We start from the raw sequence: 16,596 nt of genomic DNA, 5'->3' as shown, positions 1-16,596 counted from the left end.
CTGAAAAAAATCCATTCCAAAATTAGTTGGGATGGATTTTTGTTTACCTATAATTATTTGAATATGAAGATGGAGATAATGAGAAAAAAGAGATAAGCGGCTGCTGGAATGGTAGTCTTCCGCATTACCGTCCCCTCTTGTCCCTTCAGTCCAACTACGCCACTCACGGAAACAATGTTGTAGACACAAATCATGTTTCCAACCGCGGCGCCGATGACCTGACCGGCGAGGATGAGAAATTTATCTAAGCCAGCGTCCATGGCGACATCAGCCTGAATTGATGAGAAAGTCAAGGTGGAGACGGTCGTGCTTCCGGTGACAAATGATCCCACTGCGCCTAAGATTGGTGCGATTGCTAACCAGACGCCATGCAGGTGAGTAGCCATAAACGATGCCAAGTAACCGGGCATGCTGTCTAGTTTGGCGCCGTTAAAATTGGTGTTAGTAAATACCTGAACCATGATTAAAGTCACAATTAAGGTCAGAAGCGTGGTCTTCATTGACTTCACCACGTCCCACGCTTCGTGTGAAAACGAACGAAATGATTCTTCACGAAGCAGGACCGTTAGTAGGGCAACAATCAAGAGGACGGTTCCCGGTGAAGCTAAAAGGAGCCAGCTTGAGTCAATTGCCTTAAAGCCAAGAATGTTGGTTAATGATAGGTTGACGTGGCTGTTTAACCAGTTATGAACCGGTTTGACGAGTTTAGGGATCACTAATAGAACGACTACGAGGACGTATGGTAACCATGCTCTAATTAGTGAAATATCGGTTCGGGGCTCCTTGATGGTTACTTTTTCGGACTGCTGCCATGGATTTTTCTTAACATCCCTTGGTAGTAAGATGTTGAACTTAATACTTAAGATGGCAAAAATCAGGGCAATGATGGGGCTGATAACGGATGTTAGTTCGTATCCCAGTAATAATTGACTGATAATGGTTGAAGTCGAGTAGATTAAACCAATGGCAATGCACCATGGTGTGACCTGTAAAACTGATTTGAAGCGGTTTTTGGTGTATTGGTTGGGAAGTAGGAAAACCAGCATCACGATTAGGATCAGCGGAACCAGGGTCCCACTAATTAACTCGAGGTTAGCAATCTTTAACCCGACTTTTCCCATCTCAGCTGTACTAACGGTGTTACTTAGACCAACCGTTAGTGGGGTCCCAACGGCTCCAAACGAGGCGGCAGTTGAGTCGGCTACAAGGGCTAAAACGATTGAAGAGAGCGGTTTAAATCCCAGAGCAATTAGCAGTGGCGCGGTGACCATGGCTGGAGCACCGAAGCCCGAGACTCCCTCAATTAGGGACCCAAACAGAAAGACAATCAGGATGGCTTGCAGGCGCATGTCGGTGGTTAAATTGGTGAAGCCAGCGTTAATCCGGTCAACTGATCCGGTGTATTCCAGTGCTCTTAGTAATAACAGTGCCCCAAGGAGGATCCAGGCAATCGTCAGACTTTTGTGGACTCCCTGAATGGCTGAAGCTGCCAGAGCTTTCATTGGCATCTTCCAAACCAATAAACTAGCTAAAATAACAAGTATTGCCGTTACACTCATTCCCTTTAAAGCTGGTATGTTTAAAAAACCCAGCAGAATTATTGGGACTAGTATCGGAAACATTGAAACTAATAATTCCATATAATGTTTTCTCCTCTTAGTGCTTTGCGGTAAAGATGTCTTATAACTATTATACATGAGTCAATGGTTTCAAGCTAAGAGGATTGGGTAGTGAAAATGTAAAATGAGACGCCCCTCACCAAGGGAACGCCTCATTTTTACTTATTTACTTAGATATTTTTTTTCGTAGTGGTGGTACAAAAGATAACCCACAATACCAAACAGTACTGGTCCTACGACCATCCAGATACTGCTTACGTAGTTGCCACTCAAAGCGGGAGCGATAATCGTAAAAATAATGGCAAAACCGACCGTTAGCATTACGACACAGACCGCTAATTTGGCGACTAGTGAATTCTTGTAGAAGACAAAGGGCTTCTTGATTTTCTGGTTGGCTTTAAAACCAATGAACGAGAAGGCAATGAACAGGTACGGAATTACCATGGCCACGTTGGTCATCTGAACCAAAATGTTGAAGAAAGCTTTGGCACTTTGTCCTCCAAACGAGATTACGAGGATGAACAAGATGACTAAGAGTCCCTGAATCACCATGGCATTGCCTGGTACGTTGTGTCTGTTGATTTTGGTAAAGAACTTCGGCCAAATTTCCTTGGGAGTACCCTCCACAATCGTCTTGATTGGCGAAATGACGAGTGTGATGAAGGCCCCACTCAGTGCTAGAAAAATGGAAACCCCAACGTAACGGCTGACCCACATCCCGATTTGAACGGAGACGCCGTGAGGAAAATTCAGGGCGGTCCCCAGTTGATAACCAAAGTTATTCATGATGATAAAGGGGATGTTGACTAGGTTAATGTTGTGTTTTGAACCTAAAACCTGGTTCCAGTTCGTAAAAGCCCCGACCATGAAAATCCCGATCGAATAGACGACGGAAATGGTGATGGCCGAGATGGTGATTCCCTTAGGAAAAGTCTTTTCGGGAGTCTTGGTTTGATCAACGAGGCCCCCAATGGTTTCTAGTCCACCGTAGGCAAAGATTGCGTATACGATAAATCCGAGGACGTTAATTAATGAATCGTATTGCGGATTGGGTGATACTAAGACGGCTTTCCAGGAGAGCGGTTGAAAGGTATGTCCGTTAATTAAAAGGATGATGGCTCCACCAACAATGAGGATCACGTTGGTCAGCATGGCAGCGAACCCACCGATGGAAGTGACCTTCTGAATTTGACTGATTCCACGGGTAGCAATGAACGTAATCACGATCATCAAAAGGACGGCTAAAAGGCCGATGGTTTCAACGCTTGAAAGCCCAAAGAGGTGAGCATCTGACGTTTTATCAACGCCGAAGATTGCATTTGAAAGTGGGACCCAGATGGCGGAACTGGTGTTGACCATCCAGATGATGGCGGAAGCATACCACATTGAGATTCCCGTGAAGGCGAATTTAGGATTAACTGATTCGCTCATCCAAGTATAGATGCCACCGTGCTTTTCTGAAAAAGCCGCACCAAACTCCGCAATCATGAACGCGAACGGGATGAAGAAGCAGAGCGCTGCCAGGATGTACCAGATGATTGAGGCATACCCCATTAGATAGAACGCTCTGGAAATGTTCGCTGATCCGAAGACGGATGTAAAGATCATTAAGACTAACGCAAATAATGATAACTTTTTATTGTCCATCAAATGTAACCTCCAATTTCTTAAATAATTCTTAAAGTATAACAGGAAAATCCTGATTTGTGACACAAAAAAAGAATTCATTGCTGAATTCCTTATTTTTTGAATTGAATTTTAACGTATTCGCGATACTTGGGCAAAGTCTTGATTAACTCTTCGTGAGTCCCGTGTCCACTGATTTCACCATGGTCAACAAAGTAAATGTCGTCTGAATCAACGATGGTACTTAAGCGATGAGCAATAATGAGGGTAGTACGACCCTTCATGAGTTGATGAAGCGCTTTTTGAACCATGGCCTCTGATTGTGAATCAAGACTGGCCGTGGCTTCGTCAAGCATCAAGATTTTTGGATCTCGCAAAAAGGCCCGAGCAATCGCGAGTCGTTGCCTTTGGCCACCACTGACCTTGATTCCTCGTTCACCAACTTGAGTGGAAAGTCCGTCGGGCATCTCTTTCACAAAGCCCTCCGCGTACGCTAGGCTTAGGACGTGCCAGAGTTGGTCATCGGTAAACTGCTCGTCTAGTCCATAGGTCAAGTTATGGCGAATCGTCCCCGCCATGATGGCTGAATCCTGACTAACCAGTCCGATTTGATGCCGCCAGTTAGAGAGGTTAATGTCCTCGATGTTTTCCTTGCCAATTGTAAGGGTGCCAGACGTTGGTTGGTAGTAACGTTCAATCAAACTGAAGATGGTTGATTTTCCACTTCCAGAAGGTCCGACGAAGGCCGTGGTTTGATTGGGCTTGGCGGCGACGTTGACTTTTTTTAAGACCGGTTCGTCGGGGTCGTAGGCAAAACTAACGTCATTGAGGCGCAACGTTTTACCGCCAATGTCATCTGAGAAGCCCGACGCAAAGTCTTCTTCTGGTTCAATGAGGAGTTCTCGGACGTGTTCAGTAGAACCATTGGCTTTAGAGAGGTCGGTGACAAAACGACCCAGCATGCTAACGGGTCCAATGATTTGAAACAGGTACATTAGAAAGGCAAACATGGTTCCAATGGTCATGGCGCCAATGGCAACCCGGTGAGCACCATACGCTAAAATGCCGACGATCATGGCCATCATGACCGTGTTCAAGATGGGACCCGCAATGGAATCGTAGACCGATTCTTTGAGGCCGATCCGATACAGATTGTGAATCAAGTTAGAACCAGCCTTGGTTTCGTACGGCTCGGCATTTGATGATTTGACTAAACGAATTTCGTTTAAAGTTTCCTGAGCCTTTCCACTGAAATCTGCCATTTGGTCCTGACGCGATTTCCCAATCTGACTCGACTTGTGAATGATTGGTCGCATCACGGTCATGACGATGGGGATGGCAATGAACATGATTAAGGCCATTCGCCAATCCATGATGAGCATGATGATTAGGGCCCCAATCAGTTGAAAGATCGACGTAATCGTGTTGGGAAATGAAACTGACAGTAAGTCCTTGATCTGGTCCGTGTCACTCACGAGCCGTGAAGTCATTTTTCCGGTCTTCACGCTATCAAAATAGTGAACGTTTAACTTCACCATTTTCTCCCATAGTAGTTCTCGGAGGTTAGCCACTACGTCTTCACCAAAGAACCCCAGGAGCGTTCCTGAGCCCGCGTTAATTAGGGCACTCAAGACAAATAAAATAACCATAGCAAAAATCAGGACTAGACTCACGCCCTTGGCAAAATCGTTTACCATGACCTGGGCAATCTTTGGGACCGTTAGTTGGGCTCCAGTAGCGACTAGACCCAGGATTAGTCCAACCATTAGTTGCCAGTAGTGTGGTTTAGTTTGTCGAATTAAATGAAAGAATCCCCGAAAGTTGAAGGATCCGTTATTTTTTTGGTTTTTCTTTTTCACGTTATCACTCCTTAAATCGTAACTACTATCCTATCACAAATCGACTTGCTTGAAACGAATATTCATTCCGCTTATCCTAATCGTAGAAACACATTGAGAGGAGTTCTCATCATGGAATATGAGTATTATACGTTAAATAACGGAATGCAGGTCCCAAAGATTGGATTTGGGACCTATCTTTTAAAGGGCTTTGAAGGTGCAATGGCGATCACTTCTGCCATTCATAAGGGTTACCGGTTAATCGACACTGCCTATAACTACGAAAACGAAGGGGCCGTTGGTCGTGGAATTGAAAATTCGAACGTGCGCCGTTCTGATTTGCTGGTAACTTCAAAGTTGCCAGGCCGTTACTACGACCGAAAGAGCGCCATTAATGCCATTCAGGAGTCACTTTATCGGGCTGGCCTAGACTACTTTGATATCTACTTGTTGCACTGGCCTAATCCTAAAGAGGGTAACTACGTTGAAGCATGGCAAGCACTGATTGATGCTCAACAGTACGGTTTGATTCGGACGATCGGAGTCTGCAACTTTCTACCAGACTACCTGGACAAGTTAGTTGATGAAACTGGTGTCATGCCGTCAATCAACCAGATTGAACTTCATCCCTACTTTAATCAGGCTGATATGCGTCACTATGATGAAGAACACGGGATTTTAACCGAAGACTGGAGCCCACTTGGTCGTGCCAGTGAGATGTTAAAGAACCCAGTTCTGGTTGACATGGCCGCTAAGTACCATAAAAACGTTGGTCAGTTGATTTTACGCTGGGAGATTCAGTTGGGAACGCTGCCAATTCCTAAGTCAGCTCATCCTGGTAGACAGAGTGGTAACCTGAACGTCTTTGACTTTGAGATTACTCCTGAAGATATGGAAACGATTGATTCGTTAACCAAGCCAGATGGTCGAACTCATAATCAAGATCCAGCCACTTACGAAGAATTTTAGATTAATTAATGCTTGAAATCAATTAATAAAGGAGGCCCACTTCTGGGTCTCCTTTTTGTACGGATTAATTAATAAATAATTTCAAGGACTCTTTGAAGCCGATGGAGTAATTTTTCGGAATCACTGGGAGATTCCATGGCTTCTTTAATCGTCTGGTGGCACAGAACGGTGATGGCCCACCGTTTGGCTGGCAGCTTAATGATTGCCGAATCATCAATGTTTTTCTGATTATGCAGGATGTCCATCTGAATAAATTCAAAGTATTCACTTTCAGCACTATCTTCTAGAAAGGAACGGGCAGCATCAACGTAGTCGCTCGGTTTTAGTTCATCAAGCTTTTTATTTGTGAAAGGTCGATGAATGGTTGATAAAACCAGTCTGCGTGTGTAATCATAGCCGCCCTTTAAGGTAATGAAGTATTTGTAGTAGGCTCCACGTGAGATTTTGGCATCCTTGATGATCCTGGCAACTTGGGCGTCAGCGAAGGGATGAGCGGAGAATTCATTTAAAAGGGCACTGTTGATACGATCCTTTTTTGCCTGGGGGAGATTTACAAAAGTTGACGATGGCATAAAAAATCCTTCCTTCTATGTAATAATTTAATTATACCCACATGTTGACACGGTGTTAACCGCTAATTCACAATAATCGATTGATGAAAAATCCGAAGAGACATGCAAGGATTCCTAACGAATAACTGATCATGGGATAGGTGAGGACCGCTTTGAATTTATGCTCGAACGTAAAGTTGACAATCTCACTGTTGAAGGTGGAAAAAGTGGTAAAACCACCACAAAATCCTGTCCCAATTAAGAAAGCTAGTCCAGATCCCGCGAATGGAATTAACATGCCCAAGATGAAACTGCCCACGGTGTTGACAGTTAGTGTGGCAAGCACACCACGATTGTGTTTTTTGGATAATTGAGTCATGGTGAATCTCATAACAGCGCCTAACCCCGTTCCAACTGCGACTAAAAGGTATGAACTAATCATTAAATTCACTCCTTTCAACTAATTTGGCGGCAAGATTAGCGCCAAACAATGCTAAGGCGAAACCAAGAAAAATGGAAATTACGAGATAGATGACTAAAAAGAGCCATTTAGACATCAGTGCTAACTTGATGGTGTCGGCCATGATACCAGAAAAGGTGGTAAACGAGCCAATGAAGCCCGTGCCGATGACCCGATTGAAGATTTTGGGAAGACGTAACTTTTTAAAACCGTAGTCCGTCCAAATTGGTAGAAGAAAGGTTCCAATTAGATTGATTAGAAGGGTGGCAACCGGGAAAGTGTGATAGTTGATCAGGTTGGTAATTGCTAATCGGCTAATTCCCCCAAGAGCACCAAAAATAAAAATTAACAGAGATTCCATGATTTCCTCTTTTCATAATAAAAGACCGAACATAAATGTCCGATCTTAATTGTTAGGATTAAGTTATGCGAAGATGTAGCCAAATCCACCAGGGCCAACGTGGGTCATAACGATGGGACTTGTCAGACGGCAAGTGACGTCGATGTCAGGTCTAGCTTCCTTGATCTTAGCGGCAATTTTCTTTGGGGCCGTTCCGTCGTCAACGTATGAAAGACCAACTTCGGAAATATCCTTATTATTAATGATTTCATCGGTGACCTGATTGGCAATCTTGGTCATTTTCTTGATGCCACGGCACTTGTACTTCAGTTTTAAAGTTCCCTCAGTCAGTTGAATTACGGGCTTTAGTTGAATTAGTGAGGAAATAAAGCCAACCGCCCGGCTAGCACGCCCACCCTTGACCATGTAATCAAAACTGTTGATGAAAACGTAGGTCATAATGTTTGGTACAAAAGCCTTTAAATTGTCCATAATTTCGTTAACAGACTTGCCTTGATCGGCCAATTTTTTAGCGCGTATGACGGCAAAAGTAAGACCACTATCAGTTGAATCACTGTCTAGGACTGAGATGTCTCCGCCCACTTGTTTGGCAGCGGTCCTAGCCGTCTCAACCGTTCCACTTAAAACCTTGGTTAAATGAATGGAGATGATTGAAGCGTCTGGATCTTCTTTTTGAATTTTTTCGTAGGCTTGAATGAATTGACCCAGAGAAGGTTGACTGGTCTTCGGAAATTCTTTGTCGTTTGCAAGATGATCGGAGAATTCTTTTCTGGTAATGTCAACACCATCTTCATAAGTTTTACCATCAATGGTAACCTGAAGTGGTACGACCGTGAGATTATTTTTTTGAATTTCATCTGGGGTTAATTGAGCAGTTGAATCAGTAACAATATGAATCATGTGTTTCTCCCTCCAATTAACGTTTCGTTAATTTGCCTTATGGACCTTAATTATAGTAGAAGGATCGGTTTTTTCCCAGTTAAAATTGGATTTAATTTTAGTAGAGAGTTTGGTTAAGCGTGGGACAGGTAACTTCATCTTTGAAAGTGCGGTTACATAGTGTGAATGGTGTAACCGGTTGGCAATCACATTATAAAAATTATAAATTAGAGAAAGAAGTAGCTTTTTTGTTGCAAACAAGATATAACTATATTAGGGAGAAAAGCAGGGAGTTTCATCATGAAAAATAAAATGAAAATCCTGTTAACCAGTGTTGTTTCGGTGCTGGTAGCGGGTTCGATGGTAGCCGGATTGGTTGCCAAAAAGCGTGATAACGAAAAGAAGCATGCGACAAAAAAGTAAGCATTGCTGATTATTAGGGGGATTTCAACTACGGTTGAGTTTCCCCTTTTATTATGGTCGATCGTGTAAGCATTGAAATTAAAGAAAAAATTAAAATGAATAATGAAGTGAGGCAAGCAAATGGTAAAAGGAAGAAAAAAAGAATTAAGGTTGAGTACCGTTTTAATCTATTCGTTACTATTAAATACCGGGTCATCCTTTATGTGGCCGCTAACCACGGTCTACATGCATAATTACCTTCATGAATCTCTGACAACGGCCGGCATCGTGCTGTTTGCCATGTCAATGTTCATGATTATTGGGAACTATCTGGGTGGTTATCTTTTCGATCGCTGGTCACCATATAAGACCGCCATCATCAGTGTCCTAATTACGATGACTTCGATTGTGACTTTGATTTTCTTTCACGGCTGGCCCATCTTTGGCATTATGTTACTGCTGTACGGACTGGGTAACGGCTCCAGCATGACGCTCTTAAATTCGTACGCATCGATGATCACCTCTAAAAGTACGCGATACGTTTTTAATTCGTTGTACGTGGGACTTAACCTTGGGGTCGTTGTCGGAACCGCGTTGGTTGGTTTCTTGATGAAGTACGGAATTTCGATTGTTTTCATCGTGGCAACGGGTTTTTACATTGTGTTGTTGTTGATGACGATTTTTGAATTTAACATTAAATTACATCGACCAGAACCGACGGCCGTTAAGCGTTCACAAGATGACGACGATGTTTCTGAGAAAAAGAGTCGCGGTTTAAAACTGATTTGGCTAATCTGCATCATGGTTTTTTGTATTTATATGAGTTATACGCTCTGGGAAAGTGTCATGTCAGTCCACATGACTCAACTAGGGATCTCATTTGAAAATTACAGTTTCTTGTGGACGATTAATGGGTTATTGATTGTTTTCATTCAACCGATTATTAATAAAATCGGAGCTCGGTTTAAGATGAGTCGTCAGATTGCCTTTGGGGTAATCATTTTCGCGCTAAGCTTCTTTATGTTAATATTTGCTAGACAGTACGCCGTTTTCGTAATTATCATGGTTATTTTGACCTTTGGTGAAATGAATGGACTGCCGGGAATTCCGGCGTGGATCGATACGTTAGCGGACCCCAGACAAAAGGGGAAGTTTCAGGGACTATTTAACATCTTTATGTCACTTGGAAGGGCTGTGGGACCACTCTTTGGTGGATTAATGGTTGAATTTTTCAACTATCCCGCTTTATTTATCGTATCCGGCGGACTGATTTTATTCGCATTGTTCTGTGTGATGAGCGAATCAAGAAAGTTAAGTAAAACACGTCAAGATTAGTGAGGTAAACCATGGTCGACACTTATTATAAAGATTCAATTGATGTGTCTGACGCACACCAAAATAATTTAAAGCACGTTAACGTCAAACTCCCTAAACACGAAATCACCGTTTTTGTCGGTGAGTCCGGATCGGGAAAATCGTCGTTAGTATTCGACACGATTGCGGCCATGTCACGTCGTGAACTAAACGAAACGTTTCCTAGTTTTTCACAACAGTATCTCCCAAAGTACGGGCAGCCGCACGTTGGTGACATCAAAAATTTGCCAGTTGCCATTGCAATTGAACAGAAACAACTGACTGGAAACGCCCGGTCAACGCTTGCCACCTACACGGGAATCTACTCGTTATTACGACTCTTATTCTCACGAGTTGGAAAGCCGTTTGTGGGGTACTCGGAGGTCTTTTCGTTTAACCTGCCGCAGGGGATGTGTCCGTACTGTCAGGGATTAGGTTATGTCGATGAAGTTGATGAGTCGAAGTTAATTGACCCAGAGAAGTCACTTAATGAAGGAGCGATTACCTTCGTTAGTTTTGGACCCGGAACCTGGCGTTGGCGGGGATACGGTTACAGTGGTTTATTTGATAATGACAAACCAATTAAAGATTATACCCCAGAAGAGTACGACCTGTTGATGCACGCGCCGCAACAAAAACTGTCCAATGCGCCTGCCTACTACAAAACAAGCCAGTACGAGGGGGTGGTTCCCAGAATCAAACGTTCAATCATCAACAGTCGTGAGGGTAAGCACCACAAAGAAGCCATTAGTGAGATTGTGACCCGGGAAGTTTGCCCGGTATGTAAGGGAGCTCGACTTAACCCCAGATCTTTGAGTGTTAAGATTAATGATTTTAACATTAACGACGTTTCTAAGATGGACCTGGTTCAGTTCTTGGACTTTTTGGAGTCCATTAAAGATAACCTTGGAGATGAAATCATCCGGGGTTTAGAGTCTAAGATTAAACCTTTAATCGACATTGGATTAGGGTACTTGACCCTCGATCGGACCACCAGCACCTTATCAGGTGGTGAAGTGCAACGTATTAAGATTGCTAAACACCTGACTAATTCATTATCAGATATTCTGTACGTTTTTGATGAACCAAGTGTGGGTCTTCATCCCCACGACATCGCTTTGATAAAAAAAGCCATGATTAACCTAAAGAAAAAGGGTAATACCATCTTTATCGTTGACCACAACCCAGAGATCATGTCGATTGCCGATCACGTGGTCGAAGTGGGACCAAAATCTGGTGCCGACGGTGGTAAAATCACCTTTACTGGAAGTTATCCAGAAGTGTTGGAATCTGACACCTTGACCGGAAAATGGTTAAGGGCACCCCATCACTTCGCCAAACCACTTCAACCTAAGGGATTTGTAGACTTGGAGCATGTTCACATGCATAACATTGATGATGTGAGTGTCAAGGTACCAACTGGGATTATGACCGTTTTGTCAGGAGTGGCTGGATCTGGTAAGAGTTCACTAGCGGAGGCCATGAAGGACCATCTAAATGGCGATTACGTTGATCTGACACAAAAACAAGCCGGCATCAGCATTCGTTCCACTTCCGTGACCTATCTCAACATTTTAAACCCAATTCGAAGGCTTTTTGCGAAGGCCAACAACGTTTCGACTCAACTCTTTAGTTACAACGGCAAGGGTGCTTGTCCGCGTTGTAAGGGGAAAGGAGTCACAATTACCAACATGGCCTTTATGGATCCGGTCGTTCAGACCTGTGAGTTGTGTCACGGAAAACGCTACAGTCAGGAAGCCTTGGGATATAAGTATCACGGTCAAGACATCGCCGACGTTTTGTCAATGTCGGTTGCTCACGCGGCTGAATTCTTCAAGGATGTTCCTGAAATCGCCAATCCGTTGAAACAGATGAGCGAAGTTGGACTGGATTATTTAGCGTTAAATCAGGCTTTGACCACATTATCCGGTGGTGAATTACAACGACTACGGTTAGCCCAGATGCTAGAAGAGAAGGGCAAGATTTACTTTCTTGATGAACCCACGGCCGGTCTGCACATGAATGATACGCAACGATTGCTGAAGCTATTTAAACGAATGGTTGCTGAGGGTGACAGTTTAATTATCGTCGAACATAACCTTGATGTAATCAGTCAGGCTGATTGGTTGATTGACATGGGACCCGGAGCCGGAACGTACGGTGGAAACGTCCTGTACAGTGGGATTCCTGAGGGATCGGAAAAAGTTCCCCAATCATTTACCGGAAAAGCCCTTAAAAAGTACATGTTGCCTTATAAAGAAAGATAAACAAAAAGAGATCATCACTGATATCAGTGATGATCTCTTTTTGAATTAGAATCCGATGAAAGACTCAATGTTGGCTTTTATCATATTGATACCATCTTGGATGGTCATGATAATTTGTTGAAGAGCATTATTATCCCGTTCACTAGCATTTTGTTCGATTTCTTGTTTGGCTTTTTCAATGACATCTTGAGTTTTTTGGTTAGCTGCATTACTGCCATTGTTGCCACCATTATCAGCATTATTCTCAGGTTTATTGTTATAATTTTTAACCACCACGGGCGGATTTTGTTTAACCTGTTGCTGGGCACTCTTTCCTGAACGGTATAAGCCAAAGATTCCCAACAAAATGATAATTAGAAAAATAATTACGATCCAGCGGAACCAGTGATGTTTCTTCTTTTTTAGAGCACTTTGGTACTGCGTTTGATTGGGTGCTGTTCTATCAACACCAGGGGAAACCACCTGCGCACTTGGTGCGTACACCAAGTTGTAAGTGAGCGTTCCTCTTGCAAAAGTTCCGTTGATATTCTCGTTCGGATTGACGGCCACAACCCGACCCATGTTTGCCGGATAATCAACGTTTCGTTTAAAGGTGACGTTAGTGAGGTAACTGACGGCATTCTGATCACCACTAAGTCCCTGAACGACGTATCCCTTTAGGTCAGGGACTTCGATTGAAAATGCTTCCCCGGGAGTTTGCGAATATTTTAATGGGTTAGTCAAATTTTGACCGTTTTTATCAACAACGTTAATAACTACGTTTCCGACATTGCGGTCCATTCGACTACCAACTGTTTCATTGTTCATTGATTGAGTGCTCCTTTAATCAGTTTATATGCATTATCTTACCATTATTTCTCAATCTCACAAAAAGAATCCAACCCAATTTCCCGCACCTTAATGGGTGATCAGGTGTCGATTAGTCGCCTCAAATGTGATATCATGATTACTGTAAGTGATAGTCATTAACTATCAGACTGAATATTGAGAGGAAGAATGACATGAGCGAAAAAAAAATTATTGAAAAACTCGATGACATTAAAGATTACGAAGACAAAATGGCTGATTTAGTATCAGCAATCTTGACCGACCAACCTTGGGAACAAACTGATGAAGTTCGAAACGTTTACTTCTTGGATGTAACTGATTTTGGGAAAGACCTTCAAGACGTTTTGGACCAAATGAACGTTTTGCGTGACCAATACGATGAAACATTACACTCATACTTGGGTGTTCCATTCATCCCTTACGTTCCACTATCAAAATTAACTGATGCCGCTTTTCAAGCTTTAGTTGACGTTGACCCAACGGACAACATCACTAAGACTAAGAAGAACAGTGTCTTTGTTGATTCACGTGTTATTGATAGTAAAGATGGTAAGCACATTAGCTTGGACTTACAATTTAACGAACAATAAGATTAAGTGTAAAGAGAGTTGACACCTTGGTGTTAGCTCTCTTTTTTACGTTCTTTAAATAAATGTTTTAAAATGATTGACAGAAAGTGATTTGAGTTGTTTAATTAGTGGCAATTAAAGAAGAGGAGGAATATTCCATGAATAATCATATTGATCATCAAACCGACCTTTATACTTACTTTACTTGGTACAAGTGCGTATCTAAGTAAGGTTGTTTTGATGGCCTAATTAGATACCGTAAGGATACTAACTAGGCTAATTACAGATTATCGTTGGATATTCCTAATAACGAATGTGTTTTTAATCCCAGTTAGCATCGAATGTTAACTGGGATTTTTGTCTATCGAAAGGAGAATTAGAATGTCAAAAGCATTAATAAGTAAAATGAATCAAGAAATGCTGCAGCTATCACCATCGTCGATTTTAAAATTTAATGATGAGGTGAGTCAGATTCCTGATATTATTCCTCTAACGTTAGGTGAACCAGACTTTAACACCCCTGAACACGTTAAGGATGCCGCAATTAAAAGCATTCAACAAAATGAGAGTCACTACGCTCCCACGAAGGGAACTAAGCGACTTCGGGATGCAGCTGCGCACTTTTTACAAAGTAAATACGATTTAAACTACGACCCGGAGACGGATATCATTATGACCGCTGGAGCTACCGGCGGAATTTATACGGCGTTAACATCGGTTTTAAATCCCGGGGATGAGGTTTTAATTCCAACGCCGATTTTTCCACTCTACTTTCCGATTATTAAACTGCGGGGAGCCACCCCGATTTTTATGGACACCGCTAAAACTGACTTTGTCCTCACTCCAGAACAGTTAGAACAAAATTTAAAGGATCACCCCAAAACCAAGGCGATTGTCTTGAATTTTCCCACTAATCCCACTGGCAAAACTTATCATCCTGACGAACTTCAAAAACTGGCCGATGTGATTAAAAAGCATGATATTTTTGTGATTTCTGACGAAATTTACAGCGAACTGACTTATGACGGTAAACATACCTCAATCGCTAAATATCTTCCCAAACAAACCATTTTATTGAATGGAGTTTCAAAGTCACACGCGATGACCGGTTGGAGAATTGGAATCATGGCGGCGCCTAAAGACATCACCAGCCAACTTGAAAAAATCGATCAATTTACGATCACTTCAACCACCACAAACGCACAAGCTGCGGCCGCCGAAGCACTTGGAAATGGAATGAATGATACTGATGCCATGAAAAAGGAGTACCGAAAGCGACGTGATTTTGTTTACGAGAAATTGAATGCGATGGGCTTTAAGATGGCCAATCCTGATGGAGCTTTTTACATTTTCGCTAAAATACCGGCTGGCTTAATTCAAAATAGTATGGACTTTAGTTATGACTTAGCCCGTAAAGCTAAGGTAGCCGTCATTGCCGGAAGTGCGTTTGGCCCAGGCGGGGAGGGTTATGTCCGCATTAGTTATGCTACTTCAATGGAAAACTTAAAAGAAGCCATGGACCGAATTAGTCAGTATATCGAAAAAAGGGAAAATAGTTGTGACACCAAAGTGAAGTGAACCATAATTGTTAGACATTAATAGGCTCCAAAAAAGTTAGGTAAAAACTAACCGATTTGGAGCCTTTCATTATGTTGTATTTTTATGGTTAAATATTCACATATTTTTAAAGTCCAATGAGTTAGTGAGTATCAACAGTGAATTGTTACGATAAAGCCCAATCTAAAGTTGTTTTAATCTTCTAAAACCGAGAATTTTTAAACCGAACTAAATCATTGTTTTTAACTACATTAAAGCAAACGCTTCATGAATATGTTGAGTGGTTGAATATCAAAAGAATTTCTGGCAATAAAAAAGGACTCACACCGATTGAATATCGATATGAATCCTTGAAAGTATAAAATGTCTAACTTCCATATAGTGCTTCATTAATGACAACAATAACAACTTTTTTATTTATATATTTTTCCTGTATTCATAAACTGCATTTTCTCTTTAAAATCTAACAATCTATTGGCATGTTCGTCAAAGCCTAATTTTTCAAATTCTAAGATAGCATTATTTACTGATGAATGTCCCATTACTAATTGTTTCAGGAGTTCGATATAGTAATTACACATCAGTTTATCATACATTTTTCTTGGTGAATCCTGCGAAATACTGCTTAAATATCCAATGTAGAAATTAACATTTTTGTATTCCTTTCTTTCAAAGGATAAGATAATGCAATTATTTACAAAAATAGCAATATCATTTTTATAAGTGTCAATTTGACTCAATATTTTAGTCTTTTTAAATAAAGTATTAAATGTGGCACGAATATAATCACTATTAAAAATGTACAAGCAATTGGAAAATAATGATATCTCAAAATGTCCCCATTGTTGGATACCATTTAAATAGTTTTTGATTAATTCCGTATCTTCATTTACGTCAAAAATCTCCCTTTTATGAGATTTATTCATAAACAATTTTAGTTCAATTGATAAACAACAGAAGAAAAAATCATGATAATCCTTATACTTGGTTTGATAATCTACAATTCGACTTTGGATCTCATGGTCTTTTTCTTTATAAATATTTTCGTTGAAATATTGAAGAGCATATTCCTTTTCAGTTTTTGAGCTGTTATTCAAATAGAATGTGTATTCTTGAACTGTGATATTCATTCTTTGTAGATAGGAAAATAAAATGTCACTGGAAATTCGGGATCGGTTGTTTTCAAAAGAGGAAAGAGTAGTTCTTGTAGAAATACCTGAGGAAAGTTGTATTTGAGACATCCCACGTTCCTTACGTAATTTCCGAATTAATTCTCCATTAGTCATGAGTAACACTTTCCTTTCATATCAGTACATA

General features: G+C 41.6%; 15 protein-coding genes and 1 pseudogene. 7 read left to right on the top strand and 9 right to left on the bottom strand.

Features of this window, described 5'->3' with window-relative positions; all coding sequences use genetic code 11:
• Positions 1-53: 53 nt before the first annotated feature.
• The 3 genes from AC6UDE_RS06790 to AC6UDE_RS06780 form a co-directional block, all read right to left on the bottom strand.
• A complete protein-coding gene (locus AC6UDE_RS06790; RefSeq protein ID WP_500697004.1) occupies positions 54-1,640 on the bottom strand; it encodes an L-lactate permease in 1,587 nt (528 codons plus the stop codon).
• A gap of 141 nt (positions 1,641-1,781) precedes the next feature.
• On the bottom strand, positions 1,782-3,266 hold the full coding sequence (yjeM, locus tag AC6UDE_RS06785; RefSeq protein ID WP_500697003.1) for a glutamate/gamma-aminobutyrate family transporter YjeM: 1,485 nt from the start codon (positions 3,264-3,266) through the stop codon (positions 1,782-1,784).
• Between the two features lie 92 nt (positions 3,267-3,358).
• Positions 3,359-5,104, bottom strand: coding sequence for an ABC transporter ATP-binding protein (locus AC6UDE_RS06780; RefSeq protein ID WP_500697002.1), 1,746 nt, complete (start codon positions 5,102-5,104; stop codon positions 3,359-3,361).
• A gap of 111 nt (positions 5,105-5,215) precedes the next feature.
• Between AC6UDE_RS06780 and AC6UDE_RS06775 the strand changes: the two genes are divergently transcribed.
• Complete coding sequence (locus tag AC6UDE_RS06775) at positions 5,216-6,052, top strand: aldo/keto reductase (RefSeq protein WP_500695847.1); 837 nt, start codon at positions 5,216-5,218, stop codon at positions 6,050-6,052.
• A 68-nt stretch (positions 6,053-6,120) separates the two neighbouring features.
• Here AC6UDE_RS06775 and AC6UDE_RS06770 read toward each other — a convergent pair whose 3' ends face one another.
• The 4 genes from AC6UDE_RS06770 to AC6UDE_RS06755 all read right to left on the bottom strand — a co-directional run bounded on the left by AC6UDE_RS06770 (position 6,121) and on the right by AC6UDE_RS06755 (position 8,324).
• A complete protein-coding gene (locus AC6UDE_RS06770) occupies positions 6,121-6,624 on the bottom strand; it encodes a TetR/AcrR family transcriptional regulator (RefSeq protein WP_500697001.1) in 504 nt (167 codons plus the stop codon).
• Positions 6,625-6,691: 67 nt separating this feature from the next.
• On the bottom strand, positions 6,692-7,045 hold the full coding sequence (locus tag AC6UDE_RS06765) for a fluoride efflux transporter FluC (protein ID WP_500697000.1): 354 nt from the start codon (positions 7,043-7,045) through the stop codon (positions 6,692-6,694).
• The gene (locus AC6UDE_RS06760; RefSeq protein WP_500696999.1) at positions 7,038-7,424 is read right to left on the bottom strand and encodes a fluoride efflux transporter FluC; all 387 of its coding nucleotides are present in this window, start codon (positions 7,422-7,424) and stop codon (positions 7,038-7,040) included. Before AC6UDE_RS06760 ends, AC6UDE_RS06765 begins: the two co-directional genes overlap by 8 nt.
• A gap of 63 nt (positions 7,425-7,487) precedes the next feature.
• Positions 7,488-8,324 (bottom strand): DegV family protein, encoded by an 837-nt coding sequence (locus AC6UDE_RS06755; RefSeq protein ID WP_500696998.1) that lies wholly within the window; start codon positions 8,322-8,324, stop codon positions 7,488-7,490.
• A 279-nt stretch (positions 8,325-8,603) separates the two neighbouring features.
• Here AC6UDE_RS06755 and AC6UDE_RS06750 point away from each other — a divergent pair, with 279 nt between their 5' ends.
• From AC6UDE_RS06750 to AC6UDE_RS06740, 3 genes are all read left to right on the top strand, one after another.
• Positions 8,604-8,726 (top strand): hypothetical protein, encoded by a 123-nt coding sequence (locus AC6UDE_RS06750; protein ID WP_500694107.1) that lies wholly within the window; start codon positions 8,604-8,606, stop codon positions 8,724-8,726.
• Between the two features lie 120 nt (positions 8,727-8,846).
• The gene (locus AC6UDE_RS06745; RefSeq protein ID WP_500696997.1) at positions 8,847-10,040 is read left to right on the top strand and encodes an MDR family MFS transporter; all 1,194 of its coding nucleotides are present in this window, start codon (positions 8,847-8,849) and stop codon (positions 10,038-10,040) included.
• 11 nt (positions 10,041-10,051) lie between these two features.
• On the top strand, positions 10,052-12,325 hold the full coding sequence (locus AC6UDE_RS06740; RefSeq protein WP_500696996.1) for an ATP-binding cassette domain-containing protein: 2,274 nt from the start codon (positions 10,052-10,054) through the stop codon (positions 12,323-12,325).
• A 45-nt stretch (positions 12,326-12,370) separates the two neighbouring features.
• On the opposite strand, the gene AC6UDE_RS06735 is transcribed toward AC6UDE_RS06740, so the two are convergent.
• Positions 12,371-13,132 carry a hypothetical protein gene (locus AC6UDE_RS06735; protein ID WP_500696995.1) on the bottom strand — a complete coding sequence of 254 codons (762 nt, stop codon included), beginning with the start codon at positions 13,130-13,132 and terminating at the stop codon, positions 12,371-12,373.
• A gap of 194 nt (positions 13,133-13,326) precedes the next feature.
• Here AC6UDE_RS06735 and AC6UDE_RS06730 point away from each other — a divergent pair, with 194 nt between their 5' ends.
• The 3 genes and pseudogenes from AC6UDE_RS06730 to AC6UDE_RS06720 form a co-directional block, all read left to right on the top strand.
• A complete protein-coding gene (locus AC6UDE_RS06730) occupies positions 13,327-13,743 on the top strand; it encodes a hypothetical protein (RefSeq protein ID WP_500696994.1) in 417 nt (138 codons plus the stop codon).
• 360 nt (positions 13,744-14,103) lie between these two features.
• Positions 14,104-15,300 (top strand): aminotransferase class I/II-fold pyridoxal phosphate-dependent enzyme, encoded by a 1,197-nt coding sequence (locus AC6UDE_RS06725; protein ID WP_500696993.1) that lies wholly within the window; start codon positions 14,104-14,106, stop codon positions 15,298-15,300.
• 203 nt (positions 15,301-15,503) lie between these two features.
• A pseudogene (locus AC6UDE_RS06720) lies at positions 15,504-15,641 on the top strand (IS3 family transposase); the annotation flags it as partial.
• Positions 15,642-15,692: 51 nt separating this feature from the next.
• Here AC6UDE_RS06720 and AC6UDE_RS06715 read toward each other — a convergent pair.
• Positions 15,693-16,565, bottom strand: a complete 873-nt coding sequence (locus tag AC6UDE_RS06715) for a helix-turn-helix domain-containing protein (RefSeq protein ID WP_500696992.1) — start codon at positions 16,563-16,565, stop codon at positions 15,693-15,695.
• Positions 16,566-16,596 lie beyond the last annotated feature (31 nt).

The organism is Fructilactobacillus sp. X2R5C3 (assembly GCF_059901325.1).
Note: the sequence above shows the minus strand (reverse complement) of the source record. Positions and strands in the feature narration are given on the sequence as shown.

Bases quoted from the DNA above. Each gene is read 5' to 3' on its own strand.
- AC6UDE_RS06755 (WP_500696998.1), bottom strand. From the start codon at position 8,324: ATGATTCATATTGTTACTGATTCAACTGCTCAATTAACCCCAGATGAA.
- AC6UDE_RS06750 (WP_500694107.1), top strand. From the start codon at position 8,604: ATGAAAAATAAAATGAAAATCCTGTTAACCAGTGTTGTTTCGGTGCTG.
- AC6UDE_RS06790 (WP_500697004.1), bottom strand. From the start codon at position 1,640: ATGGAATTATTAGTTTCAATGTTTCCGATACTAGTCCCAATAATTCTG.
- AC6UDE_RS06760 (WP_500696999.1), bottom strand. From the start codon at position 7,424: ATGGAATCTCTGTTAATTTTTATTTTTGGTGCTCTTGGGGGAATTAGC.
- AC6UDE_RS06725 (WP_500696993.1), top strand. From the start codon at position 14,104: ATGTCAAAAGCATTAATAAGTAAAATGAATCAAGAAATGCTGCAGCTA.
- AC6UDE_RS06735 (WP_500696995.1), bottom strand. From the start codon at position 13,132: ATGAACAATGAAACAGTTGGTAGTCGAATGGACCGCAATGTCGGAAAC.
- AC6UDE_RS06775 (WP_500695847.1), top strand. From the start codon at position 5,216: ATGGAATATGAGTATTATACGTTAAATAACGGAATGCAGGTCCCAAAG.
- AC6UDE_RS06740 (WP_500696996.1), top strand. From the start codon at position 10,052: ATGGTCGACACTTATTATAAAGATTCAATTGATGTGTCTGACGCACAC.
- yjeM (WP_500697003.1), bottom strand. From the start codon at position 3,266: ATGGACAATAAAAAGTTATCATTATTTGCGTTAGTCTTAATGATCTTT.
- AC6UDE_RS06715 (WP_500696992.1), bottom strand. From the start codon at position 16,565: ATGACTAATGGAGAATTAATTCGGAAATTACGTAAGGAACGTGGGATG.
- AC6UDE_RS06730 (WP_500696994.1), top strand. From the start codon at position 13,327: ATGAGCGAAAAAAAAATTATTGAAAAACTCGATGACATTAAAGATTAC.
- AC6UDE_RS06745 (WP_500696997.1), top strand. From the start codon at position 8,847: ATGGTAAAAGGAAGAAAAAAAGAATTAAGGTTGAGTACCGTTTTAATC.
- AC6UDE_RS06770 (WP_500697001.1), bottom strand. From the start codon at position 6,624: ATGCCATCGTCAACTTTTGTAAATCTCCCCCAGGCAAAAAAGGATCGT.
- AC6UDE_RS06765 (WP_500697000.1), bottom strand. From the start codon at position 7,045: ATGATTAGTTCATACCTTTTAGTCGCAGTTGGAACGGGGTTAGGCGCT.